Here is a 23,752-nt window from a genome sequence, read left to right on the forward strand (position 1 = left end):
GGAAAATTTTTTGTGCGGTGCGGAGGACGGAACGCCGGACGGGCGCGCCCTGTTGGACAACCGCCGGTTCCACACTCCCGAAACACAGGAGAACGCCCCATGGCCACCCGCCACGAAGACAGTCCGGAGCACAAAAAGGCCCATGATCTGGCCGAACAGGCGCTCGACAAGGCCGCCGACGGCGATGTCCGCAAGGCGCGCGACCTGATCGAGGAAGCCAAGAGCATCGACCCCAGGATCGGCGAGGAAATGTCCCGCGAGTCCGCCGAGGAACAGAAGAAGGCCGACAGCGTCATCGACAAAAACGACAAGTGAGCGACGAGATTTCCCTCTCCCCCAGGAGAGGGAAATCTCGCATTTCTCCTTACTCCGCCGCCAGAGCCTCCGCCGTCACCGGCGGGGTCCAACGCAGCACCGGCTTGCGGGCCGCCGCCGTCTCATCCAGGCGACGGCGCGGCGTCAGACGCGGCGCCGCCTGGAAATAGGCGGCATCGCCCGACTTGGCCCGCTCGGCCAGCGCGCGCAGGGCATCGACGAACTGGTCCAGGCTGGCCTTGCTTTCCGTCTCGGTCGGCTCGATCAGCAGGGCGCCATGGACGACCAGCGGGAAATACATGGTCATCGGGTGGAAGCCCTCGTCGATCAGCGCCTTCGCCATGTCGAGCGTGGTGACCCCCGTCCCCTTCAGGAAGCGGTCGTCGAACAGGCACTCGTGCATGCACGGCCCCTCGAAGGAGGCGGTCATCACATCCTCCAGCCGCGCCATGACATAGTTGGCGTTCAGCACCGCGTCGCCCGACGCCTGCCACAGCCCGTCGGCGCCATGGCTCAGCATGTAGGACAGGGCGCGGACGAACATTCCCATCTGGCCATGGAAGGCCTTCATCCGGCCGAAGGCAGGGCCGTCGCCGACGGTCTCGACCAGCGCGAAGCCGTCCTTGCCATGGGTGACGTAGGGCACCGGGATGAAGGGCGCCAGCGACTCCGCGAACACCACCGGCCCCGACCCCGGACCGCCGCCGCCATGCGGGGTGGAGAAGGTCTTGTGCAAATTGATGTGCATGACGTCGACGCCGAGGTCGGCCGGACGGACCCGCCCGACGATGGCGTTGAAGTTGGCGCCGTCACAGTAGAAGTAAGCCCCGGCCGCATGCACCGCCGCGGCGATCTCGACGATATCGCGCTCGAACAGGCCGCAGGTGTTGGGGTTGGTCAGCATCAGCCCGGCGACGTCGGGACCGAGCTTGGCCTTCAAGGCCTCCAGATCGACGCGGCCATCGGCGGTCGCCGGGATGGCGTCGACGCTGTAGCCGCAGGCGGCGGCAGTCGCCGGGTTGGTGCCGTGGGCGCTTTCCGGCACCAGGATCTTGGTGCGCCCGCTGTCACCCCTCGCCTCATGGGCGGAGCGGATCGCCATGATGCCGCACATCTCGCCATGGGCACCGGCGGCGGGGGCCAGCGTCACGGCGGCCATGCCGGTCAGCGTCTTCAGCCAATAGGCCAGCTGGTCCATCAGCTCCAGCGCCCCCTGCACCGTGCCGACCGGCTGCAACGGATGCACGTCGGAGAAGCCGGGCAGCCGCGCCATCTTCTCATTGAGGCGCGGGTTGTGCTTCATCGTGCAGGAACCCAGCGGATAGAAGCCGCTGTCGATGGCGTAGTTCTTCTGCGACAGCCGGGTGTAATGGCGGACCACCTGCGGCTCGGCGAGGCCGGGCAGCCCGACCTTGGCGCGCGGCTTCACCGCCCCCAGGCGCGAGGCGACCTTCGGCAATTCGGGCAGGTCGACGCCGGTACGGCCGGCGCTGTCCTGTTCGAAGATCAGCGGCTCCTCGATCTGGAGACCGCGGTTGCCGGTGACGGTGCCGGTCACGCCGTCGAACGAGGCGGCACCGGCGGGGATGGCCGACGGACGGCCCTGGTTGTTCATGCTCATGCCAGAACCTCGGTCAGGGCGGCCACGAAGGCGTCCATGTCGGCGTCGGTGTTGGTCTCGGTGACGGCGACCAGGAGAAGATCCTCCATCTCGCCGGGGTACAGGCGCGACACCGGCACGCCGCCCAGGATGCGGCGCTTGGCAAGCTCCTCGACCACCCCGGCGGCCGGCTTCGGCAGCTTGACGGTGAATTCGTTGAAGAAGCCGTCATTCAGCAGCTCGACACCGGGAACCGCCGCCAGCTTGTCGGCCAGCTGGACCGCCTTGGCATGGTTCAGCTGGGCCAGCTGGGTGATCCCGGCCTCGCCCAGCAGGCTGACATGGATCGAGAAGGCCAGCGCGCACAGGCCGGAGTTGGTGCAGATGTTCGAGGTCGCCTTCTCGCGGCGGATGTGCTGCTCGCGGGTGGAGAGCGTCAGCACGAAGCCGCGGCGGCCATCGGCGTCCACCGTCTCGCCGCACAGGCGGCCCGGCATCTGGCGGACATATTTGTCCTTCACCGCGAACAGCCCGACATAGGGGCCGCCGAAATTCAGGGCGTTGCCGAAGGACTGGCCTTCCGCCGCGACGATGTCGGCGCCCATCTCGCCCGGCGGGGTCAGCAGGCCGAGCGACAGAGCCTCCGTCACCACGACGATCAGCAGGGCGCCCTTGGCCTGACAGGCGGCGGCGAGTTCGCTGTAGTCGCGGACATGGCCGAAGACATCCGGATTCTGCACGACGACGCAAGCGGTCTTGTCATCGACCAGCGCCAGCAGATCCTCGCCGCCGGTCGGGGCGGCCGGGAGCGCGACCGCCTCGAAGCCGATGAAACGGGCGTCGGTGGTGGTCACGTCGCGGTAATGCGGGTGCAGGCCGCCGGACAGGATCGCCTTCTTCCGTCGGGTGACGCGGTTGGCCATCATCACCGCCTCGGCGCAGGAGGTGGCGCCGTCATACATCGAGGCGTTGGCCACATCCATGCCGGTCAGCAGCGCGACCTGGGTCTGGAATTCGAACAGGACCTGCAAGGTGCCCTGGCTCACCTCCGGCTGGTACGGGGTGTAGGCGGTCAGGAACTCGCCGCGCTGGACCAGATGGTCGACGGTGGCCGGCACATGGTGACGGTAGGCGCCGGCGCCGAGGAAGCTCGGCACCGACCCCGCCGGCACATTCCTCGCCGCCATGGAGCCCAGCAGCCGTTCGACCTCGAGCTCGCCCATATGGTTGGGCAAGCCCCCGATCGGGCCGGCCAGCCGGGCCGACGTTGGAACGTCGCGGAACAGGTCTTCGACCGATGTCGCGCGGATGGCCTCCAGCATCGACTGCCGGTCGGCCTCGGTCAGGGGCAGATACCGCATGTCAGTTGGATTCCTCCACGAAGGCCTTGTAGGCCGATTCGTCCATCAGGCCATCGAGTTCAGAGGCGTTCTTCAACTGGATCCTGAAGAACCAGCCCTCACCCTCGGCGGCGCTGTTGACCATCGACGGATCGTCGACCAGGGCCTGGTTGGCCTCGATGACGGTGCCCGACACCGGGGCGTAGACGTCGCTGGCGGCCTTCACCGATTCGACGACGGCGGCTTCCTTGCCCTGTTCCAGCACGCGGCCGGCCTCGGGCAGCTCGACGAACACCACGTCGCCCAGCTGGCTCTGGGCGAAGTCGGTGACGCCGACGGTGGCGACGTCGCCATCGACCTGAACCCACTCGTGGTCCTTGGTGAATTTCTTGGTCATCTGAGGAATTCCCTGTTCGAAGCGGTTGCTTGCGGTCGAAGTGCCGAGGGCATCAGCCCCGGTAATAGCGTTGCGGCACGAAGGGGGTGGCGGCGACGCGGGCGGGCAGCGGCTTGCCGCGCACCACCAGCGTCAGCGGCGTGTCCAGCGCCGCATGCGCGATATCGACATAGCCCATGGCGACCGGCGCCCCGGCGGTCGGGCCGAAGCCGCCGCTGGTGATCTCGCCGATGCGGTTGCCATTGGCGTCCTGGATTTCAGTGTGCTCGCGGGCCGGCTGGCGGCCGTCCGGCTGGATGCCGACGCGGCGGCGGGTGGCGCCCCCGGTCAGCTGCCGGTGGATGATGTCGTATCCGGGGAAGCCGCCCTCGGCGCGGCGGCGCTTCGGCAGCGTCCATTCCAGCGCACCCTCGACCGGCGTCGTTGTGGTGTCGATGTCGTGGCCGTACAGGCAGAGCCCCGCCTCCAGCCGCAGGGAGTCGCGGGCGCCGAGCCCGATCGCCTCGACCTCCGCTTCGGCCAGCAGGGCGCGGGCGATCATCTCGGCATCGGCCTTGTCGCAGGAGATCTCGTAGCCATCCTCGCCGGTGTAGCCGGAACGGGTCAGGATCACCGGCACGCCCTTGAAGCTGGCGGACAGGCAGCTCATGAACTTCATGCCGGCGGCTTCCGGCACGAAGCGGGCCATCACCTCGGCCGCCAGCGGACCCTGGAGCGCCATCAGCGCCAGATCGTCCAGCAGTTCCACCTCGACCTTGCCGGCCAGCTTCTCACGCAGATGGGCGACGTCCTGCTCCTTGCAGGCGGCGTTCACCACCAGGAACAGATGGTCGCCGCCATTGGTCACCATCAGGTCGTCGAGGATGCCGCCCTGCTCGTTCAGGAACAGCGTGTAGCGCATGCGGCCCTGCGCCAGCCCCGTGATGTCGCCGGGAACCAGCGTTTCCAACACCGCGGCGGGATCGGCTCCGGTCAGGCGTACCTGCCCCATGTGGGACACGTCGAACAGCCCGGCCTTCTCGCGGGTGTGCTGGTGCTCCTTCAGGATGCCCAGCGGATACTGCACCGGCATGTCGTAGCCGGCGAAGGGCACCATGCGGGCGCCAAGCTCGACATGGAGAGCGTGCAGCGGGGTGGTCTTGAGAGCGGTTGCGGCCTCGGTCACGCGGGTCCTCCGACAGGGTTCGGCTCCCGCGCCGGGATCGGCGCGGGACGCTGCCCCCTCTGTCTTGGACCTGAGAGATTCACCGCCGTCCGGTCGAGCCGGGCACCCGGTTTACTCCTTCGGTGAGTCGCGGCGACTGGGCGCCGAGGCTGCTTTCCAGAGTTGCCTTATCCCCTTGCGGTCCTTTTGCCTGAGAGTTTCCGGGGGCGGTTGCTCCTTCGGCGCCGCCCGCGTCCCCATCCGTTTCCGGTGGTTCCACAGGCGATCTCTCCCGCGAGGGATCATCGGCGTATATGCGGCGCACCTTGTCGCGATCAGACAGGTTTGTCAATCGACGCTTTGGGCAAGCAATCAGCCAGTGTGACGTACTACAGCAAGACCACCACTCCACTGAGCACGTCATAGACGATGGTTGCAAAACGCACCGTTAGAGACAGAACAAAGATATTCCACAATGAGTCGAACAATGGTATCTGGATAAAAATTTTAAGCGATGACGGGATAATACCGATGGGAAACAACTTATCAGAGAGAATGAGGGTAATTATAGGTTGCTTAGGTGGCGGATTTGTTGGAATTTCTACATATCCAATCCCTGCATACAAATTGCTCATTGCAGATCCAAGCATGGAAGTAACAGTATTTGGCTGGGTTTGTCGTATTATTTTTTCGGCATTTGTTGGCGGCCTGTGGGTTTTCTTAAATGAAGAAGAGCACAATAGAATGAAGTTGTTTCAGCTTGGCATCGTTGGTCCAGCAATGATTTCAGCATTAATATCAGCAAATTCTTCATCAATCGAAAGATTGGCAAGCAGAGCCAATCTGTTTAATCTGACAAACTCAGCCTTTGCCGCTGACGGAAAAATAAAAGTTATGAAAAATGATGATAGGGATTTCAGTATTTCTGGTGACGCCAATGTTTCCGGTTCTGCCGCGATATCATTAAAAGATAAAATAAAAACGGAAGGAACCATTGTTCAGAAATTTATTGGTGGATTCACAGGAAATTCAGCCGTAATAGAGACAGGGAATTCTACAAAATCATCGCAACATATAGGAGTTATAGAAAGCAAATCAAAAAATTCTTGCGCTTCAAATTCTATTGGATCAATAACAAGTATCAACAACTGCAATTAGAACAAAATTATCTCAATATGTTATTGTTTATTTTTAATGCATTATTTCATATAAATTTCTATAAAACAAATTTGAATGCCGAATTCATAAATAATTACTAATGAAAGGCCTAAACTTTTATCCTATAATTTTTCCGATAAACCATGCGAGAGAGTCGCTTTTATGACTCCCTCGCATGGCTTATATTTAGAAAAGCTTTAGTTACTTCTTAACCTGCGTCCGGTTGAAGCTCAGCTGCTCCGGCGTCAGCTGGAAACCCAGATAAATCTTCCAGTCCTTGGCGTTGGCGTCCTTGGGCAGCGGGATCTTCGGCGTCAGCTCCTCCTTGGTGCCGGCGCGCGGCTGGCCGGGGACGAAGGTGACGTCGGTGTCGAAATAGGCCTTCGACACCAGCGAATCATCCGGCTTGGCGATGGCGACGAAATACTGGTACTTGGCGGTGTTGCCCTGCAACGCCGGGCCGCGTTCGGCGATCAGATAGACGTTCACATTCACGGTGACGCCGTTGCTGGTGTAATCGCAACTGCCGCTGAAGTCGGTCAGGGCGGCGCGCGACTCCAGATCGGTCAGATCCTTGCCGCCGGGGCGGAAGACCGTCACCTCCTGAAGGTCGCGGACGATGTTGACCTTCGGGCAGGCCAGCGCCGCCTCCGCCGGGTCCTTCGGCCCCAGCCCCATGCCGGAGCAGCCGGACAGCACCAGCACGGCCCCGGCCGCGAGCAGCGCAGGGCGGCCCATCCCGGAGAGGGACGCCAGCGGGCTTTTCCGGGCGGGGGTTCCTATATTACGGTCGCGGCGGTCCATCGGTTCGGCCTGATCGGTTAACGGGCTGTTGGACCGCGACTTTAGTGTCCCGGCGTGACCGGCACAAGACCGCGCGGCGGTTCGCGCCTTGTGACCGTTCACCACAGGACCACCTAAGGGCGACGTCTCACAGGCAAGGGCGGAACAGCGCATATGACCACGACCACTCCCCTGACCATTCTCCTCGCGGCGCCGCGCGGATTCTGCGCCGGGGTGGACCGGGCGATCCAGATCGTCGAGACGGCGCTCGACCGCTATGGCGCGCCGGTCTATGTCCGGCATGAGATCGTCCACAACCGCTTCGTGGTCGAAAGCCTCGAATCGAAGGGCGCCGTCTTCGTCGACGAGCTGACCGAGGTGCCGGACGGACGCCCGGTGGTGTTCTCCGCCCATGGCGTGCCGAAATCGGTGCCGCAGGCGGCGGAGTCGCGCGGGCTGTTCTATCTCGACGCCACCTGTCCGCTGGTCAGCAAGGTTCACCGCGAGGCCGAACGCCATTTCGACGAGGGCAAGCAGATCGTCCTGATCGGCCATGCCGGCCATCCCGAGGTGATCGGCACCATGGGCCAGCTACCCGACGGCGCCGTCGTTCTGGTCGAGACGGTGGCCGACGTCGCGACGCTGGCGGTGCGCGATCCGGAAAACCTCGCCTACGCCACCCAGACCACCCTGTCGGTCGATGAGACGACGGAGATCCTCGCCGCCCTCCAGGCCCGTTTCCCCGCCATCGCCGGGCCGAAGAAGGAGGATATCTGCTACGCCACCACCAACCGTCAGGCGGCGGTCAAGGCCATCGCGCCGAAGGTGGACGCGCTGCTGGTGCTCGGGGCGCCCAACTCCTCCAACTCCAAGCGGCTGGTCGAGGTGGCGAAGACCCATGGCTGTCCGGCCGCCCAACTGGTCCAGCGCGCCGCCGACATCGACTGGAGCGCGCTGGCCGGCGTCACCCGTCTCGGCATCACCGCCGGCGCGTCCGCCCCGGAGGTGCTGGTCGAGGAGGTGATCGACGCCGCCCGCGCCCGCTTCGACGTGACGGTCGAGGAACTGCGCACGGCGACGGAAAACATCGTCTTCAAGCTGCCGCGCGCCCTGCTGGAGGATCGGGAGGAGGCTTGAAGGAGGATGCTTGACCGAGGGGGCGCGCCAGCGCCCTCATCCCTCCGCCACCCGCAACAGCCCCTCAACATCCACAACGCTTTCCAAACGCTCGGCAACGGCATCCAGCGCCCGTTCCACGGCAAGGCCGTAGTCGAGGTCCGATAGCGCGCCGCCCAATCCCCTCAGATAGGCGGCGCGGAAGCCGTCCGCCGTGAACAGCCCGTGCAGGTAGCAACCCGCCACCCGCCCGTCCGCCGACTCCGCCCCGTCGGTTCCGCCGCCGGCAAGCTCCAGCATCGGCCGCGCCCGGTCCGGCCCGTCGGTGCGGCCCATATGCATCTCGTAGCCCGCCACCGCCGCGCCGGTGCGCCGCTCGGTGCCGTGCGCCTCCTCCAGCACCTTCGGCCCCATCAGCACCGTCTCGACCTCCAGCAGGCCGAGCCCGGCGGCCTCGCCCGGCGGGCCTTCGATGCCGTCGGGATCGGCGATGCGGCGGCCCAGCATCTGATAACCGCCGCAGATGCCCAGCACCCGCCCGCCGCGCCGCCAATGGGCCAGCAGGTCGATGTCCCAGCCCTGCATCCGCAGGAAGGCGAGGTCGGCGATGGTCGTCTTGGTGCCGGGCAGGATCACCAGATCGGCGTCGCCCGGCAGCGGCCGTCCCGGACGCACCATGGTCAGCGCCACTCCCGGCTCCTGCGCCAGCGGATCGAAATCATCGAAATTGGCGATGTGCGGCAGCATCGCCACCGCAACGCGCAGCGCCCCTTCTCCAGCCGCCCGTGGCCGGTCGAGCGCCACCGCATCCTCCGCCGGCAGCGTCGCCGCCTCCTTCAGCCAGGGCACCACGCCGAAACCGCGCCATCCGGTGTGCCGCTCGATGATCCGCAGCCCTTCATCGAACAGGCGAACATCGCCGCGGAACTTATTGATCAGAAAGCCCTTGATCAGCTCCTGCTCAGATTTTGGTAGAAGGGCGTGGGTGCCGACCAGACTGGCGATGACCCCGCCGCGGTCGATGTCGCCGACCAGCAGGACCGGCACATCGGCGGCGGTGGCGAAGCCCATGTTGGCGATGTCGCCGGCCCGCAGATTGACCTCCGCCGGGCTGCCGGCACCCTCGACGACGACGATGTCGGCCTCGGCCCGCAGCCGCTCGAAACTGTCGAGCACGGTGCCGAGCAGCTCGCGCTTGCGCGCCTGATAATCGGCGGCCCGCGCGGTGCCCACCACGACACCGCGCACCACCACCTGGGATCCGACATCCGACTGCGGCTTCAGCAGCACCGGATTCATGTGGACGCTGGGCGCCACGCCGCAGGCCCGCGCCTGAAGCGCCTGGGCCCGGCCAATCTCGCCGCCGTCGGCGGTGACGGCGGCGTTGTTCGACATGTTCTGTGGCTTGAACGGCCGGACGGTCAGCCCGCGCCGCGCCAGCGCCCGGCACAGCCCGGCCACCAGCAGCGACTTGCCGACGTCGGAGCCGGTGCCCTGCAACATGATCGCCCGAGATCTCATGATCTTAGAACTCGATGCCGGCCTGGGCCTTCACCCCGGCCTCGAACGGGTGCTTGACCAGCGTCATCTCGGTGACGAGGTCGGCGGCGGCGATCAGCTCCGGCTTGGCGTTGCGGCCGGTGACGCAGACATGCAGGTCGGGCCGGCGGGCCGCCAGCACCGCCAGCACCTCGTCCAGCGGCAGATACTCCATGCGCAGAACGATGTTCAGCTCGTCCAGCACGATCAGGCGGTAACGCGGGTCGGCCATCAGCTCCTTGGCCTTGGCCCAGGCGGCCTCGGCGGCGGCGATGTCGCGGGCGCGGTCCTGGGTGTCCCAGGTGAAGCCCTCGCCCATCGTGTGGAAATCGACCAGATCCTCGAAGCGCTCCAGCGCCACCGTCTCGCCGGTGGACCAGGCGCCCTTGACGAACTGCACCATGCCGACGCGCATGCCGTGGCCGACCGCGCGCATCATCAGCCCGAAGGCGGCGGTCGATTTGCCCTTGCCCTTGCCGGTGTGGACCATCAGCAGGCCCTTCTCCAGCGTCTTCGACGCCAGCGCCCGCTCCTGCAAGGCCTTGCGGCGCTTCATCTTCTCGGCATGGCGGCGGTTTAGCTCGCCGGCGTCGGCCATGGTGTCGGCCATGGTGTCGGTCATGCGGGGGTTCCCTTCACGAACATCGGCAGACCGGCGACGGTCAGCACGACGCGCGGCGCCACGGCCGCGATGGATTGATGCAGGCGGCCGGCATGGTCGCGGAAACGGCGGGCCAGCGCGTTGTCGGGCACGATGCCGAGCCCGACCTCGTTGGAGACCAGCACCACCCGCCCCGGCAGGGTCGGCAGAAGCGCGACCAGCGCCGCGCTCTCCGCCGCGATGTCGGCGTCGGCCATCATCAGGTTGGTCAGCCACAGGGTCAGGCAATCGACCAGCAGTCCGGTGCCCGCGGCGGCGTGGCGGCGCAGGGCGCCGGTCAGATCGCGCGGCTCCTCCACCGTCGTCCAGTCCGGGCCGCGGTCTTCACGGTGCTTCGCCACCCGTTCCGCCATCTCGGCATCCCACACCTGCGAGGTGGCGATGTAGACGCGCGGGCCGCCCGGCGCGGTCACCAGCCCCTCGGCATAGCGGCTCTTGCCAGAGCGGGCGCCGCCCAGCACCAGGGTCAGGTCGGCGTTCGGTATCCCGGCGCTCATTCCCAAACACGTCCGTCGCGGTGGCGATAGGCGCCGTCGCGCCAGACCATGTCCTCGTCGGAATAATCGATCTCGTCGCCGGCGCCGCGGTCGCCAACCTCCAGATAGCTGGCCGGGCGGTCGCCGTGGTTGATCAGCCGGTGGCCGTCGGCGACGCCGTGGGGAAAGCCGGCGCACATGCCGGCGCTCAACGGAGTCTCGCCGGCATCGGTCACCAGCGTCAGCTCGCCCTCGACCACATAGACGAACTCGTCCTGCCGGCTGTGCCAATGGCGCAGGGCCGACGAGGCACCGGGCGCCAGCCGGGTCAGGTTGACGCCGAAATTGCTCAGCCCCAGCGGATCGCCCAGCACCACCCGGTGCCGCCCCGCGACCTGCCCCCGGAAGGGCTGCGGATAGTCGGTGGCGCCGGTTTCGGCGGACAGGCTGGCGGGATCGATGACCGGCGGTTTTGGCATGGCCCGTCTCCGGTTTGGCTGTGCGGGTCCGGACTGTCGCAAACCGCACCGGCTGCGTCAAACGGCGCAAGCCCCTTCGGCGGGCAGGGTTGCCGATCGGGCTTGCCCGCGCCCCGGCCGACAGGCATCCTCGCAGCCGGCATTCTTGCTGCATCGCAACATCAAAAGCCGCGAACCGATGACGACCCTGGAACTGATCAGCCGCCACCCCGCCGGCACGGCCAAGGCGCCGCCGCTCCTGTTCGTTCATGGCGCCTTCAGCGGCGCCTGGATCTGGGACGCCAAGTTCCTTCCCTGGTTCGCCGCCCGCGGCTGGGAGGCTCACGCCGTCTCGCTGCGCGGCCACGGCGACAGCGAGGGGCGCCACCGGCTGGACAGCTTCGGCATCGCCGACTTCGTCGATGACGTTCTGGAGGCGGCCGGCCGCCTGTCCGCCCCGCCGGTGCTGATCGGCCATTCCATGGGTGGCATGGTGGTCCAGCGGGCACTGGCGAAGCGCCGCTTTCCAGCCGGCGTGCTGATGGCGTCGGCGCCGCCCTACGGCCTGCTGTCCTCGACCATGGGGCTGGCCTGGCGCTCCCCCTTCGTGTTCCAGCAGATGTCGATGCTGATGACCTTCGGCGAGAGCGCCTTCGATCCGGAGGCGATCCGCCGCGCCATGTTCTCCGACAAGATGCCTCGCGACGAAGCCGCGCAATATGACAGGCGCATGCAGGAGGAGTCGCGCCGCGTCCTGCTGGATATCGGCGGCTGGATTCCCTTCCCCGTGCTGCCGCCCCGCGATTTGCCGATTCTGGTGATGGGGGCGGAGGAGGATCTGCTTTTCCCCCGCGCCGAGGTGGTCGCCACCGCCATGGCGCTGGGCACCGAGCCGGTGTTCCTGCCGGGCATGGGCCACGCGATGATGCTCGAACAGGACTGGCAGTCCGCCGCCGAGCGGGTCGAAGGCTGGATCGCCGAGACGCTCGGGGTCAAGGCGGGGACGGTCGAGGCGGCCTGAAGCCGCCTTATCCCCTTGGCCCGCCCTATCTGGGCCGTTCCGACCGCGAATAATTGCTGAAATGCCCCTCCTTGGCCGCCATCCGGCGGGCGGACTGGACGACGGCGCCGGATTTGCCCTCCGGCGCGACCGCCGACAGCTGCCGGCTCAGGTCGGCGCTGCCGCAGGACGGGCAGACAGGCGTCTCACCGGAGCGGACCAGGGTCTCGAACCCATGGTCGCAGGCCTTGCAGCGATAGGAATAGAGCGGCATCGGGACCTCGCGGAACGGATGGCAACATGCCGAGTATCCCGCAATATCCATACTCTGAAAACGGTTTTGTTGCGGCGCACATCGCGGTGCACGGCGGCGGCGTCAGCCGGCCACCCCGCCGAAATCGAAGCCGGCGGTTTCCACCGCCTGCCGAACCAGTTCGGCCGGAATGCCGCCATCGACCAGCACGGTGCCGGTGGCGAGATCGACGGTGACCGCTGCGTCGGGCGCCGCCTTGATGATCGCGTTGGAAACCGAGCGGGCGCAGCCGCCGCAGGTCATCCCATCCACCTTGTACGCATCGGCCATCGTCGCGGGCTCCCCTTCGGTCGGGTCAGCCGCCGGCATGGTGCGTCCGCACCACGGCGCTGACCGGGACAAGAACGAAGCCACGCTTTTGCACATCCGGCAGCCAGGACGCCAGTGCCTCGATTGTCGCATCATGCGGGTGGCCGATGGCGACGGCATAGCCCTGGCGCTTCGCCACCTGCTCGGTCTTCGCCAACTGGGCCTTCACCGCCGCCACCGTTTCCTGGTTGTCGAGGAAGACGTCACGGCCGACCCAGGGCATCTTCAACTCCTGCGCCAGCCCGATTCCGGCGCTGTTGGGCGTGGTCCGGCTGTCGAGCCACAGCAGGCCCCGGCGGTGCAGTTCGGCCAGCACCGGCGCCAGCGCCGCCCGATCGGCGGTGAAGCGGCTGCCCATATGGTTGTTCACCCCGACATAACCGTCGAAACTGTCCAGCGCCGCGCGGAACCGCTTCACGATCTCCCCCTTGTCGAGCGAGACCAGCAGGGCGTTCGGACCGGGGTCGGCCTTGACGCTGGGCTCCATCGGCATGTGCAGCATCAGTTCATGGCCGTTGGCGCGGGCCGCCTTCGACTGGGCCGACAGGTCGCGGGCATAGGGCAGCCAGGACAGCGTCAGCGGACCGTGCAGCGATGCCATCCGGGTCGAGCGCCTGCGGTCCAGCCCCATGTCGTCGATGACGATGGCGATGACCGGCTTGCCCGGCGGCACCTCGGCCGGCAGGGCGTTCCTGCGCCACAGCGCGGCATTGCCCGGCGGCGGCTGCACCGGCGCCACGGCGGGCGGAACCGGTGGCGGCAGCATCGCCACGGTGGTCGCCGGCGGGCGCGATTCGGCCTGGGGCTGGGCGGACGCCGGCCTTTCCGGCACCGCATGCTCCGGTCCTTCCGCGGCCTGCGGAGCGGTCGCTTGCTGGGCGGGCGCCTCCGTCTTCGCCGCCGGCAGGGCGGGTGGGGCGGGTGCAGGCACGGCGGCCGGTCGCACGGCGGCTTGCTGCGCCGGCTCGCCGCCGGATCGGCCGCCGGTCAGCGTCGCGACGCCGATCGCCACGGCGAACACCGCGGCGACCGCGGCCAGGGCCAGAAGGAAAGGGTTCGACAGAAAAGGCGGAAGGGAAGACTTGCGGGCTCTCGAAGGCGCCTTGCGGGCCATGGTGACGACGTCCATCCTGCGACCGGGGCGCCGCACAGTGGCACCCCGCCACGGAGACCGCAATCGCCCAAACGGCGCAAACCAGAGCGAGGCCACCCGATGCGTCCCTTCCTTGTCACCGCCTCGCTCGCGCTGGCGACCGCGTCTTGCCCGGCGCTGGCGGCGGGCGGGCCGCAATGCCCGGCTTCGGTCACCGTCACCGCGCAACCGGACGCTCCCGGCGGCTGGGCGCCCTATTCCGGCCGCGACAGCCATCCCTTCATCGGCATCACCCTGATCGAGGGCGATCGGACGGAGCAGATGGCCAGCGCCGCGCGCACCACGCTGGCGCCCGACCGCGAGGCCCGGCACGCCCGCCGCCTGATCCAGCTTTGGGAGTTCGACACCCGGCAGATGGGGAAGATCTTCGTTCTCTGCCGCTACCGCGATACCCAGGCGACCCTGGCCGCCGACCTGCCGCGCCATACCCGCCGCTGTACCCTGACGCTGGAAACCGACCTCGGCGGCGCCGTCCTCGACGACCCGAAGACACCACCGCAGTTCGATTGCCGCTGAGGCTGGAAATCCGCCCCCTCAAGGGCTAGGGTGTCGGTCGTTGGAACAGGGCCGGAACGGCCCAGAGGATCCGGGCGAAGGTGGAAGGCGCATGCTGCTGCTCATCGACAATTACGACAGCTTTACCTACAACCTCGTCCATTATCTGGGCGAGCTGGGCGCCGACGTGCAGGTCCGCCGCAACGACGCCCTGACGGTGGAGGAGGCGATGGCGCTCCGCCCCGCCGGCATCGTGCTCTCCCCCGGGCCCTGCGATCCCGACCGCGCCGGCATCTGCTTGGCCCTGATCGACGCCGCCGCCAAGGCGCGCCTGCCGCTGATGGGCGTCTGCCTGGGTCATCAGTCGATCGGCCAGGCCTTCGGCGGCCGGGTGATCCGCGCGCCGGTTCCCATGCATGGCAAGGTCGACAACATCCGCCATGACGGGCGCGGCGTGCTCGCCGGCCTGCCCAGCCCGTTCCGCGCCACCCGCTACCATTCGCTGATCGTCGAGCGCGACACCCTGCCCGCCTGCCTGGAGGTGACCGGCGAGGCCGCCGACGGCCTGATCATGGCGCTGGCCCATCGCGACCTGCCGATCCACGGCGTGCAGTTCCATCCCGAGAGCATCGAGAGCGAGCACGGCCATAAAATTCTTCGGAATTTCCTGGATCTGACGTCCCCCCGCCTGGAGAAGGCGGCATGAGCGGCGACCTGACCGACATGAAGGCGATCCTGGGCAAGGTCGCCACCGGCGCCGCCCTGACCGAGGCCGAGGCCGGCTTCGCCTTCGACATCATCATGTCCGGCAACGCCACCCCGTCGCAGATGGGCGGCTTCCTGATGGCGCTGCGCGTGCGCGGCGAGACGGTGGACGAGATCGCCGGCGCCGCCCGCGTCATGCGTTCCAAGGCGATCCCGGTGGAGGCGCCTCCCGGCACCATCGACACCTGCGGCACCGGCGGCGACGGGGTCGGCACCTACAACATCTCCACCGCCGCCGCCCTGGTGGTCTCGACCTGCGGCGTGCCGGTGGCCAAGCATGGCAACCGCGCCATCTCGTCCAAATCGGGCGCCGCCGATGTTCTCGGCTCGCTCGGCGTCAACCTCGACTGCGATTTCGCGCTGGTGCGCAAGGCGCTGTGGGACGCCGGCATCGCCTTCCTGATGGCGCCGCGCCACCATCTCGCCATGCGCAATGTCGGGCCGACCCGCGTCGAGCTCGGCACCCGCACCGTCTTCAACCTGCTGGGGCCGCTGGCCAACCCGGCGACCGCCGGACGGCAGGTGCTCGGCGTCTTCTCCAAGCAATGGGTGGCGCCGCTGGCCCATGTGCTGAAGCGGCTGGGGTCGGAGGCCGCCTGGGTCGTCCACGGTTCCGACGGGCTGGACGAGATCACCACCACCGGCCCGACCACCGTCGCCCAGCTGAAGAACGGCGAGGTCACGGTGTTCGAGGTGAAGCCGGAGGATGCCGGCCTGCCGCGCGCCCGCATCGAGGATCTGAAGGGCGGCGACGCCCAGGTCAACGCCGCCGCCATCCATGCCCTGTTCGACGGTGTGCGCAGCCCCTACCGCGACATCGTCCTGCTGAACGCCGCCGCCGCCCTGCTGGTGGCCGGCAAGGCCGCGACGCTGAAGGAGGGTGTCGCGATGGCCGCCGACGCCATCGACAGCGGCGGCGCCCGCGACCGGCTGCGCCGGCTGGTTGCCATCACCAACGAGACGGTGGCCTGATGAGCGACGTTCTGACCCGCATCAACGACGACAAGCGCGCCCTGGTGGCGGCCCGCAAGGCCGCCCGCCCGCTGTCGGAGGTCGAGGCCGCGGCCAAGGCCGCCAACGAGACCAATCCGCCGCGCGGCTTCATCCGGGCGCTCAGCGCCGCGGTGGAGGCCGGCCGCTACGGCCTGATCGCCGAGATCAAGAAGGCGAGCCCGTCCAAGGGCCTGATCCGCGCCGACTTCGACCCGCCGTCGCTCGCCCGCGCCTACCGGGAGGGGGGAGCGACCTGCCTGTCGGTGCTGACCGACGAGCCCTATTTCCAGGGCCGGGACGAGTATCTGGTGGCCGCCCGCGCCGCGGTCGATCTGCCGGTGCTGCGCAAGGACTTCATGGTCGATCCCTATCAGATCGTGGAGGCCCGCGCGCTGGGCGCCGACTGCATCCTGATCATCATGGCCTCGCTGTCCGACGCCCAGGCGGCGGAGATCGAGGATGCCGCGATCGCCCAGGGACTGGACGTGCTGGTCGAGGTGCATGACCGCGCCGAGCTGGACCGCGCGCTGGCGCTGAGGACGCCGCTGCTCGGCGTCAACAACCGCAACCTCAAGACGCTCACCGTCGACATCGCGACGACGGAGGAGCTGGCGGCCAATGTGCCGGCCGACCGCATGCTGGTCGCCGAAAGCGGGCTCCACACCCCCGCCGATCTGGCACGGATGGCGAAGGTCGGAGCCCGCTGCTTCCTGGTCGGCGAATCGCTGATGCGGCAGGCCGACGTCACCGCCGCCACCCGCGCCCTGCTCGCCCCGGTCTGATCCGATGGCGGCCGTCTCGACCAATGACATCGCGATCGCCACGGAAAGCCCGCGCCAGGACGCGGTGATCGCGCTGGTCGCCGCCCTCGACCGCTATCTGCTCGACCTCTATCCGGCGGAGACCTGCCACCTGCTGGACATCGCCTCGCTGGAGGCGGCGGACGTCCGTTTCCTCGTCGCCCGCAAGGACGGCGTGCCGGTCGGCTGCGCCGCGCTGCGCGTCGATCATTCCGGCTATCGGCCGGGCGGCTATGGCGAGGTCAAGCGGATGTATGTCGATCCATCCGCCCGTAGCCACCGCGTCGGCGAGCGCCTGCTCGCCCGCCTGGAGGAACTGGCGCGGGCGGAGGGGCTGTCCGCCCTGCTGCTCGAATCCGGCATACACCAGCACGAGGCGCTGGCGCTCTACCGCCGGGCCGGCTTCGCCGACCGTGGCCCCTACGGCTGCTACAAGGACCACGACGTCAGCGTCTTCATGGAAAAACCGCTTCAGGAGACCGGCCGATGAGCGGCTTCACCCATTTCGACGCCGACGGCAAGGCGGTGATGGTCGATGTCTCCGACAAGGCCGACACCGAACGCACCGCCACCGCGGCCGCCACCGTGCTGATGCGGCCGGACACCCTGGCTCTCATCATGCAGGGCGGCGTCAGGAAGGGCGACGTGCTGTCGGTCGCCCGGCTGGCCGGCATCATGGGGGCGAAACGCACCCCGGACCTGATCCCGCTGTGCCACCCGCTGATGCTGACCTCGGTCAAGGTGGATCTCTCCTGCGACCCGGCCCGCAACGCGGTGGACGTGACCGCCACCTGCAAGCTGAAGGGCCAGACCGGCGTGGAGATGGAGGCGCTGACCGCCGTCACCATCGCGGCGTTGACCGTCTACGACATGTGCAAGGCGGTGGATCGCGGCATGACCGTCACCGATGTCCGCCTGCTGCACAAGGCCGGCGGCAAGAGCGGCGACTGGGGTGGCGCCGCCGTGACGCCCGCCGTTCCATCAGCCGGGACCTGACGCCATGATCTCCGTCGCCGAGGCGCGCGCGCGCATCCTGTCGGCCTTCGCCCCGCTGCCGGCGGAGACCGTGGCATTGCCCGAGGCTCTCGGCCGGGTGCTGGCCGGACCGGCGATCGCCCGCCTGACCCAGCCGCCCTTCCACGCCGCCGCCATGGATGGCTGGGCGGTGCGCGCCGCCGACATCGCCGCCGCGACCGCGGAGACACCCGTCACGCTCCGCCGCATCGGCGAATCCGCCGCCGGCCATGCCTTCGCCGGCAGGATCGGGCCGGGCGAGGCCGTGCGCATCTTCACCGGCGCGCCCCTGCCCGAGGACGCCGACGCCGTGGTGATGCAGGAGGATTGCGACGCCGACGATACCAGCGTCCGGATCGGCCGCGCCGTGGTCGCCGGCCGCTTCGTCCGGCAGGCTGGATTCGACTTCACGGCCGGGCAGGAGCTGCTGCCGCGGGGCCGGCGCCTGACCGCCCGCGACATCGCGCTGGCCGCCGGCGGCAATCTGCCCTGGCTGTCGGTCCATCGCCGGCCGCGCATCGCCATCCTCGCCACCGGCGACGAGATCGCCCTGCCCGGCGACCCGCTGGGGCCGAGCCAGATCGTCAGCACCAACGCGCTCGGCCTGTGCGCCCTGGTCACCGCCCAGGGCGGCCTCGCCCACAATCTCGGCGTCGCCAGGGACACGCCGGACAGTGTCGCCACACTGGCGAAGGGAGCGGCCGGCTGCGACCTGCTGGTCACCACCGGCGGCGCCGCCCATGGCGATTACGACCTTGTGCGCGACGTTCTGGCCGACTACGGGCTGACGCTGGAGGTTCAGGCCGTGGCGATGCGGCCGGGCAAGGCGGTGATGTTCGGGCGCGCCGGGTCGGTTCCGCTGCTGGGCTTGCCGGGCAATCCGGTTTCCACCGGTGTCACCGCCCTGCTGTTCCTACGCCCGGTCCTGCGCCTGTTGCAGGGATTGCCGCCCGAGGACGACCGCCCGCCGCCGCGCGCCCGCCTGGCCACCGCCCTGAAGGCCAACGACCGCCGCGAGGATTACCTGCGCGCGACCCTGGCCACCGGCCCCGACGGCATTCCGACGGTGACGCCCTTCGCCCGCCAGGACAGCGCCATCACCTCGCTTTACGCCCAGGCCGACTGCCTGATCCGTCGCCCGCCCAATGCCGACCCGGAGCCGGCCGGCGCCATGGTGGCCGTGCTTCCCCTGACTGATGGAGCGCTCAGCGTCTGACCGCCCGCCATCCTCGCGACCTTGCGGATTGAACAGTGAACGGAGGCGGGAAAACCGTTTCATACCGTTCCAAATGTTCCATTCAAGTTCTCAAATAGGACGGTGGGGGCTTGACGCGCCCCAGGAACCAAACTAGAACAGGGGAGCAACGTTTGGTTTTTGTTCCATCTTCAGTCTGGCGACGGCCGGGAGGCATCGATGCTCACGCGCAAGCAGCATGAATTGCTGCTGTTCATCCACGAACGGCTCGGCCAGGGCGGTGTCTCGCCGTCGTTCGACGAGATGAAGGACGCCCTGGGGCTGAAGTCCAAGTCGGGCATCCACCGCCTGATCACCGGGCTCGAGGAACGCGGCTTCATCCGCCGCCTGCCCCATCGCGCCCGCGCGCTGGAGGTTCTCCGCCTGCCCGAGGGGCTGGACGCCGCCCGTTCCCGTGCCGCCGTCAAGCCGAAATTCCAGCCCAACGTCATCCGGGGCGATTTCGCCTTCGCCAGCCGTGACGCCGCCCCGCCCGCCCCCGCTCCGGCGTCCGCGAACGAGACGGTGCAACTGCCGCTCTATGGCCGCATCGCCGCCGGCACCCCGATCGAAGCCCTGCGCGACAACAGCGCCTTCGTCGATATCCCCGCCTCGATGCTGAGCACCGGCGACCATTACGCGCTGGAGGTGTCCGGCGACTCGATGGTCGAGGCCGGTATTCTCGACCACGACACCATCATCATCCAGCGCTGTGACTCGGCGGAGAACGGCACCATCGTCGTCGCTCTCGTCGATGAGGGCGAGGTGACGCTGAAGCGCCTGCGCCGCAAGGGCAACACGGTGGCGCTGGAACCCGCCAACGCCGCCTATGAAACCCGCATCTTCGGCGCCGACCGCGTCCGCGTGCAGGGCAAGCTGGTCGGGCTCGTTCGGAAATACTGAGACGCTGACACCCCCTCCCCCGCCCGGCGGGGGAGGGTCGGGGGGGCAAGGAGCCCGCCCACATTCACCTCCCTCCGGTCCAGGGCCGATCGCCCCGCACGCCCCGCACCGTCTCCACCTTTATCCCATCGGCCGTGACGGTCAGCGCATGCGCCCCCTCATGGCGCAATGCCCAGCGGTCGATCACCAGATCCGCCCGGCATCCGCGCGCCACCGCCGTCGTCACCACCGCATCCGCCGCCCCGCAATCCTCGTCCAGCGCATCCGGCAGGCGGGACAGGGCCATGCTCCTCCCCCGTACCCGATAAAGACAGCCCAGCCCATCGCAGCCCAGCGACCGCTCCCCGTCGCTCCATTCTCCCGCCGCCGGCCAGGGGTCGGCCGCCGTCCGCTCGCCATCCCGCTCCCGCCAGGTCTCGGTCACCCGTCCGCCCCCCTTGACCGACGCGCTGAGCCGCCCATCCGGCATCCTCACCGCCATCACCGTGCCATCCCCGGCCACCAGCACGTCCGGCCGCTCCGCCAGCATCGGTGCGGCCAGGCCGGCGAGGATCGGCAGCATTCCCAGCCAGCGCCACCGCCGCGTCCACACGCAGAGCCAGATGCCGCCCAGCACCAGCGCCGTGAAACCCCCGGCCGGCATCGCCGGCACGGTCAGCGACGCCCAGGGCAGACGGCCGAAGAATTCGGCGGTCCAGATCACCGCGCGGTCCCCCCAGTTCATGGCGATCAGCGCCGGCTCCTCCCATCCGAAGGGCAGCAGCGCATAGGCGATCAGGCTCCACGGCATGACCCAGAAGGAGGTGATGGGAATGGCGATCAGGTTCGACAGCACGCCATAGAAGGCGATCTGCTGAAAATGGAAGAGCGAGAAGGGCAAGGTCGCCAGCGTCGCCACCACGCTGGTCAGCAGAATGCCGCCGACATAGAACAGCCCGCGCACGACCCACCCGGCATCGCGTCGCCACTCGGCCAACCGGGGACTGCCGCGCTCGAAGGCGGCGATCAGCGCCACCACCGCCGCGAAGGACATCTGGAAGCTGGGGCCGAGCATCCCCTCCGGATCCATGGCGATGGTGACCATCCCGGCGAAGGCGACCAGCCGCATGCTCAAGGGATGGCGGTCGAGCATGATCGCCCCCATCACCATGCCGGTCATCAGCACCGACCGCACCGTCGGCAACGGCGCCCCGACCAGCAGCGTGTAGGCGAGCGCCGACAGGATGCCGAACAGAGCCGCGATCTTCTTGATCGGCCAGCGCAGCGCGATGTAGGGCACCAGCGCCAGCAGCGCCCGGACCACATAGAACAGGATGCCGGCGGCGATGCCGACATGCAGGCCCGAGATTGACAGCAGATGCGCCAGTCCGCTGTTGCGGAAGTCGTCCATCGTCCCATCCGGGATCCCGAACTCCTCGCCGTTCAACAGGGCGGTGGTGACGCTGGCCTCGACCGGGTCGCCGATGGCGGTGGCCACGCGCTCGGCGATGGCGCCGCGCGCCCGCTCGAAGGCGATGGCGATCGTGCTCCACCCCGTCACCGGCGGCGCCTCGATCTGCTCGGGCCCACCGGTGGCGAAGCCGGTGGCGCCGAGCCCCATGAACCAGGCCCGGCGCTGGAAATCGAAGGCCCCCGGTTCGGCCGGCGCCTGGGGCGGCAGCAGCGTCGCCCGCACCCGCACCACCGATCCGGGCGGCGGAGCGGGATAACGGTCCGACAGGCGGATGCGCAGCGCCGCCGGCGTCCGTTCCGGCGCCAGCCGGCTGACCGTCACCTCCCGCAAGGTGATGCGGGACGCCCCCGGCCGCCGCTCCACCGCCATCACCCGGCCGGTGACGGTGGCGCCGGCGATGCAGCGGCTCAGGACCGGCGCCGCCACCCGCGCGGTATGGGCCTGGGCCACCAGAAAGCCGGCGGCCACCATCAGCAGCATCGTCACGGCGGCGGCCAGCGCGAACCAGCGCCGCACCATCAGCAGCAGACCGCCGCCGCAGCCGGCCGCGGCCAACCCGCTCCACCAGACAGGCTCCTGGCGCAGGCCGAAATACAGCGATACCCCGGCCCCGAAGGCGACGGGAAGCCACAACACCCAGCGCTCCGCCTCGGCCTCGGCCAACGCCGCGAGTCGCCTGCCCGTGAGCGCCAGCAGGCGCCGCCAGCCGCCGCCGAGCGCCGCCGGACCGTCCGTCTCCTCCTCCGGCCAGCCGGCCGCCGTCACCGGGAACGGACTCCCGGCGCGGCGATGACGCCCGCGTACCCCATGGCGATCGTCCATGCGCGCATCGCATTGCCTCCAAGCCCGGTGGCTGTGTTAAACCACGGTGTCGAACCACCGGCGCATCATACCAGCGCCGAACCGGAAATTGAGAGACCGATGACCGTCGTCACCCGCTTCGCTCCGTCGCCGACCGGCTTTCTGCACATCGGCGGTGGCCGCACCGCCCTGTTCAACTGGCTGTACGCCCGCAACACCGGCGGCAAGTTCCTGCTGCGGATCGAAGACACCGACCGGCAACGCTCCACCGACGCGGCGGTCGACGCCATCCTCGACGGGCTTAAGTGGCTGGGGCTGGATTGGGACGGCGACGCCATCAGCCAGTTCGGACGCAAGGACCGTCATGCCGAGGTGGCGCACCAGATGCTGGCCGCCGGCAAGGCCTACCGCTGCTATTGCAGCCCGGAGGAACTGGAGGAGATGCGCGCCGCCCAGAAGGCCGCCGGACAGCCGATGCGTTATGACGGCCGCTGGCGCGACCGCCCCGACTCCGACGCCCCGGAGGGGGTGGCCCCGGTGATCCGGCTGAAGGCGCCGCAGGAGGGACAGACCGTCCTCAACGACCTCGTCCAGGGCGAGGTGACGGTGCAGAACGCCCAGCTCGACGACCTGATCCTGCTGCGCGCCGACGGCACGCCGACCTATCTGCTGGCGGTGGTGGTGGACGACCACGACATGGGCGTGACCCACGTCATCCGCGGCGACGACCATCTGACCAACACCTTCCGTCAGATCCAGATCTTCAACGCCATGGGCTGGGACCTGCCGCGCTTCGGCCATATCCCGCTGATCCACGGGCCCGACGGCGCGAAGCTGTCCAAGCGCCACGGCGCGCTCGGCGTCGATGCCTATCGCGACATGGGCTATCTGCCGGAAGCCATCCGCAATTACCTGCTGCGGCTCGGCTGGTCGCATGGCGATGACGAGATCATCTCCACCGAGCAGGCGATCGAGTGGTTCAACCTGGAAAACATCGGCCGTTCGGCCTCCCGCTTCGACTTCGCCAAGCTGGAGAACCTGAACGCCCATTACATGCGGCTGGCCGATGACGCCCGGCTGGTCGGGCTGATCGCGCCGCGGCTGGAAGCCGACCTCGGCCGCAGCCTGAGCGATGCGGATCGCGACCTTCTGACTCGGGCGATGAACGGGCTGAAGCAGCGCGCCCGCACCGTGGTCGACTTGGCACAGAGCGCGCGCTTCTACGTCGCGCCTCAGCCGCTCGGCTACGATGAGAAGGCAACCGCGCTGCTCGACGAAAAGGGCCGTAGCCTGTTGAAGGAGCTGGCTGCGGCCTTCGCCGCCGAGCCGGACTTCTCCGCCGCGGCACTGGAGGCGCAGGTCCGCGCCTTCGCCGAGGCGCGGGGCGAGAAGCTGGGCAAGGTGGCCCAACCGCTCCGCGCCGCCCTGACCGGTTCGACGGTCTCTCCACCGATCTTCGAGGTCGCCGAATTGCTGGGTCGGGATGTGACGCTTTCCCGCATCCGCGATGCTGCGGGTGCAGCATAAAGGTC

26 protein-coding genes and 1 riboswitch are annotated in these 23,752 nt (G+C 68.3%); of the genes, 13 read left to right on the forward strand and 13 right to left on the reverse strand.

Annotated features, from left to right (window positions below):
* The first annotated feature begins 99 nt into the window (after positions 1 to 99).
* Positions 100 to 315, forward strand: a complete 216-nt coding sequence (locus AZL_RS08385; RefSeq protein WP_042442821.1) for a hypothetical protein — start codon at positions 100 to 102, stop codon at positions 313 to 315.
* Positions 316 to 364: 49 nt separating this feature from the next.
* Here AZL_RS08385 and gcvPB read toward each other — a convergent pair whose 3' ends face one another.
* From gcvPB to gcvT, 4 genes are read right to left on the reverse strand one after another with little or no spacing between them, the layout of a single operon-like run.
* A complete protein-coding gene (gcvPB, locus tag AZL_RS08390) occupies positions 365 to 1,936 on the reverse strand; it encodes an aminomethyl-transferring glycine dehydrogenase subunit GcvPB (protein WP_012974198.1) in 1,572 nt (523 codons plus the stop codon).
* Complete coding sequence (gcvPA, locus tag AZL_RS08395) at positions 1,933 to 3,276, reverse strand: aminomethyl-transferring glycine dehydrogenase subunit GcvPA (protein WP_012974199.1); 1,344 nt, start codon at positions 3,274 to 3,276, stop codon at positions 1,933 to 1,935. The genes gcvPB and gcvPA overlap by 4 nt, the downstream gene beginning before the upstream one ends.
* A gap of 1 nt (position 3,277) precedes the next feature.
* The gene (gene gcvH, locus AZL_RS08400) at positions 3,278 to 3,652 is read right to left on the reverse strand and encodes a glycine cleavage system protein GcvH (protein ID WP_012974200.1); all 375 of its coding nucleotides are present in this window, start codon (positions 3,650 to 3,652) and stop codon (positions 3,278 to 3,280) included.
* 52 nt (positions 3,653 to 3,704) lie between these two features.
* Positions 3,705 to 4,817: a glycine cleavage system aminomethyltransferase GcvT gene (gcvT, locus tag AZL_RS08405; RefSeq protein ID WP_012974201.1), complete on the reverse strand. Its 1,113-nt coding sequence runs from the start codon at positions 4,815 to 4,817 to the stop codon at positions 3,705 to 3,707.
* Positions 4,818 to 4,985: 168 nt separating this feature from the next.
* A riboswitch (glycine riboswitch) is annotated at positions 4,986 to 5,101 on the reverse strand.
* 124 nt (positions 5,102 to 5,225) lie between these two features.
* On the opposite strand from gcvT, the gene AZL_RS35380 reads away from it, so the two are divergent.
* Entirely contained in the window at positions 5,226 to 5,954 is a 729-nt protein-coding gene (locus AZL_RS35380; protein WP_148219258.1) for a hypothetical protein, read from the forward strand.
* Between the two features lie 201 nt (positions 5,955 to 6,155).
* Here AZL_RS35380 and AZL_RS08410 read toward each other — a convergent pair whose 3' ends face one another.
* Positions 6,156 to 6,692 carry a lipoprotein gene (locus AZL_RS08410; RefSeq protein WP_012974202.1) on the reverse strand — a complete coding sequence of 179 codons (537 nt, stop codon included), beginning with the start codon at positions 6,690 to 6,692 and terminating at the stop codon, positions 6,156 to 6,158.
* Between the two features lie 219 nt (positions 6,693 to 6,911).
* Here AZL_RS08410 and ispH point away from each other — a divergent pair, with 219 nt between their 5' ends.
* Positions 6,912 to 7,874: a 4-hydroxy-3-methylbut-2-enyl diphosphate reductase gene (gene ispH / locus AZL_RS08415; protein WP_012974203.1), complete on the forward strand. Its 963-nt coding sequence runs from the start codon at positions 6,912 to 6,914 to the stop codon at positions 7,872 to 7,874.
* A gap of 36 nt (positions 7,875 to 7,910) precedes the next feature.
* Here ispH and AZL_RS08420 read toward each other — a convergent pair whose 3' ends face one another.
* Genes AZL_RS08420 through AZL_RS08435 form a run of 4 tightly spaced genes read right to left on the reverse strand, consistent with a single transcriptional unit; the run spans position 7,911 to position 11,008 of the window.
* The gene (locus tag AZL_RS08420) at positions 7,911 to 9,374 is read right to left on the reverse strand and encodes a cobyric acid synthase (RefSeq protein WP_012974204.1); all 1,464 of its coding nucleotides are present in this window, start codon (positions 9,372 to 9,374) and stop codon (positions 7,911 to 7,913) included.
* A 4-nt stretch (positions 9,375 to 9,378) separates the two neighbouring features.
* On the reverse strand, positions 9,379 to 9,990 hold the full coding sequence (gene cobO, locus AZL_RS08425; RefSeq protein WP_012974205.1) for a cob(I)yrinic acid a,c-diamide adenosyltransferase: 612 nt from the start codon (positions 9,988 to 9,990) through the stop codon (positions 9,379 to 9,381).
* A gap of 20 nt (positions 9,991 to 10,010) precedes the next feature.
* Entirely contained in the window at positions 10,011 to 10,550 is a 540-nt protein-coding gene (gene cobU / locus AZL_RS08430; RefSeq protein ID WP_012974206.1) for a bifunctional adenosylcobinamide kinase/adenosylcobinamide-phosphate guanylyltransferase, read from the reverse strand.
* Positions 10,547 to 11,008: a cupin domain-containing protein gene (locus tag AZL_RS08435; protein ID WP_012974207.1), complete on the reverse strand. Its 462-nt coding sequence runs from the start codon at positions 11,006 to 11,008 to the stop codon at positions 10,547 to 10,549. Before AZL_RS08435 ends, cobU begins: the two co-directional genes overlap by 4 nt.
* Before the next feature lie 178 nt (positions 11,009 to 11,186).
* On the opposite strand from AZL_RS08435, the gene AZL_RS08440 reads away from it, so the two are divergent.
* Positions 11,187 to 12,008, forward strand: coding sequence for an alpha/beta hydrolase (locus AZL_RS08440; protein ID WP_012974208.1), 822 nt, complete (start codon positions 11,187 to 11,189; stop codon positions 12,006 to 12,008).
* 25 nt (positions 12,009 to 12,033) lie between these two features.
* On the opposite strand, the gene AZL_RS08445 is transcribed toward AZL_RS08440, so the two are convergent.
* From AZL_RS08445 to AZL_RS08455, 3 genes are all read right to left on the reverse strand, one after another.
* Positions 12,034 to 12,261 carry an FmdB family zinc ribbon protein gene (locus tag AZL_RS08445; RefSeq protein WP_012974209.1) on the reverse strand — a complete coding sequence of 76 codons (228 nt, stop codon included), beginning with the start codon at positions 12,259 to 12,261 and terminating at the stop codon, positions 12,034 to 12,036.
* A 102-nt stretch (positions 12,262 to 12,363) separates the two neighbouring features.
* On the reverse strand, positions 12,364 to 12,570 hold the full coding sequence (locus tag AZL_RS08450; protein WP_012974210.1) for a heavy-metal-associated domain-containing protein: 207 nt from the start codon (positions 12,568 to 12,570) through the stop codon (positions 12,364 to 12,366).
* Positions 12,571 to 12,595: 25 nt separating this feature from the next.
* On the reverse strand, positions 12,596 to 13,738 hold the full coding sequence (locus tag AZL_RS08455; RefSeq protein WP_247894175.1) for a divergent polysaccharide deacetylase family protein: 1,143 nt from the start codon (positions 13,736 to 13,738) through the stop codon (positions 12,596 to 12,598).
* An 84-nt stretch (positions 13,739 to 13,822) separates the two neighbouring features.
* Here AZL_RS08455 and AZL_RS08460 point away from each other — a divergent pair, with 84 nt between their 5' ends.
* The 8 genes from AZL_RS08460 to lexA all read left to right on the forward strand — a co-directional run bounded on the left by AZL_RS08460 (position 13,823) and on the right by lexA (position 19,966).
* Positions 13,823 to 14,278 (forward strand): STY0301 family protein, encoded by a 456-nt coding sequence (locus tag AZL_RS08460; protein WP_012974212.1) that lies wholly within the window; start codon positions 13,823 to 13,825, stop codon positions 14,276 to 14,278.
* 91 nt (positions 14,279 to 14,369) lie between these two features.
* A complete protein-coding gene (locus tag AZL_RS08465; RefSeq protein WP_012974213.1) occupies positions 14,370 to 14,963 on the forward strand; it encodes an anthranilate synthase component II in 594 nt (197 codons plus the stop codon).
* On the forward strand, positions 14,960 to 15,994 hold the full coding sequence (trpD, locus tag AZL_RS08470) for an anthranilate phosphoribosyltransferase (RefSeq protein WP_012974214.1): 1,035 nt from the start codon (positions 14,960 to 14,962) through the stop codon (positions 15,992 to 15,994). Before AZL_RS08465 ends, trpD begins: the two co-directional genes overlap by 4 nt.
* On the forward strand, positions 15,994 to 16,797 hold the full coding sequence (gene trpC, locus AZL_RS08475; protein ID WP_012974215.1) for an indole-3-glycerol phosphate synthase TrpC: 804 nt from the start codon (positions 15,994 to 15,996) through the stop codon (positions 16,795 to 16,797). The genes trpD and trpC overlap by 1 nt, the downstream gene beginning before the upstream one ends.
* A 4-nt stretch (positions 16,798 to 16,801) precedes the next feature.
* On the forward strand, positions 16,802 to 17,305 hold the full coding sequence (locus AZL_RS08480) for a GNAT family N-acetyltransferase (protein ID WP_012974216.1): 504 nt from the start codon (positions 16,802 to 16,804) through the stop codon (positions 17,303 to 17,305).
* Complete coding sequence (gene moaC / locus AZL_RS08485; RefSeq protein WP_012974217.1) at positions 17,302 to 17,811, forward strand: cyclic pyranopterin monophosphate synthase MoaC; 510 nt, start codon at positions 17,302 to 17,304, stop codon at positions 17,809 to 17,811. The genes AZL_RS08480 and moaC overlap by 4 nt, the downstream gene beginning before the upstream one ends.
* Positions 17,812 to 17,815: 4 nt before the next feature.
* Entirely contained in the window at positions 17,816 to 19,045 is a 1,230-nt protein-coding gene (gene glp, locus AZL_RS08490) for a molybdopterin molybdotransferase MoeA (RefSeq protein WP_012974218.1), read from the forward strand.
* Positions 19,046 to 19,243: 198 nt separating this feature from the next.
* A complete protein-coding gene (gene lexA / locus AZL_RS08495) occupies positions 19,244 to 19,966 on the forward strand; it encodes a transcriptional repressor LexA (RefSeq protein ID WP_012974219.1) in 723 nt (240 codons plus the stop codon).
* Between the two features lie 64 nt (positions 19,967 to 20,030).
* On the opposite strand, the gene AZL_RS08500 is transcribed toward lexA, so the two are convergent.
* Positions 20,031 to 22,241 (reverse strand): ComEC/Rec2 family competence protein, encoded by a 2,211-nt coding sequence (locus AZL_RS08500; protein WP_247894176.1) that lies wholly within the window; start codon positions 22,239 to 22,241, stop codon positions 20,031 to 20,033.
* Between the two features lie 99 nt (positions 22,242 to 22,340).
* Between AZL_RS08500 and gltX the strand changes: the two genes are divergently transcribed.
* Positions 22,341 to 23,747, forward strand: coding sequence for a glutamate--tRNA ligase (gltX, locus tag AZL_RS08505; RefSeq protein ID WP_012974221.1), 1,407 nt, complete (start codon positions 22,341 to 22,343; stop codon positions 23,745 to 23,747).
* Positions 23,748 to 23,752 lie beyond the last annotated feature (5 nt).

This window comes from Azospirillum sp. B510 (assembly GCF_000010725.1).
Lineage (GTDB): Bacteria > Pseudomonadota > Alphaproteobacteria > Azospirillales > Azospirillaceae > Azospirillum > Azospirillum lipoferum_B.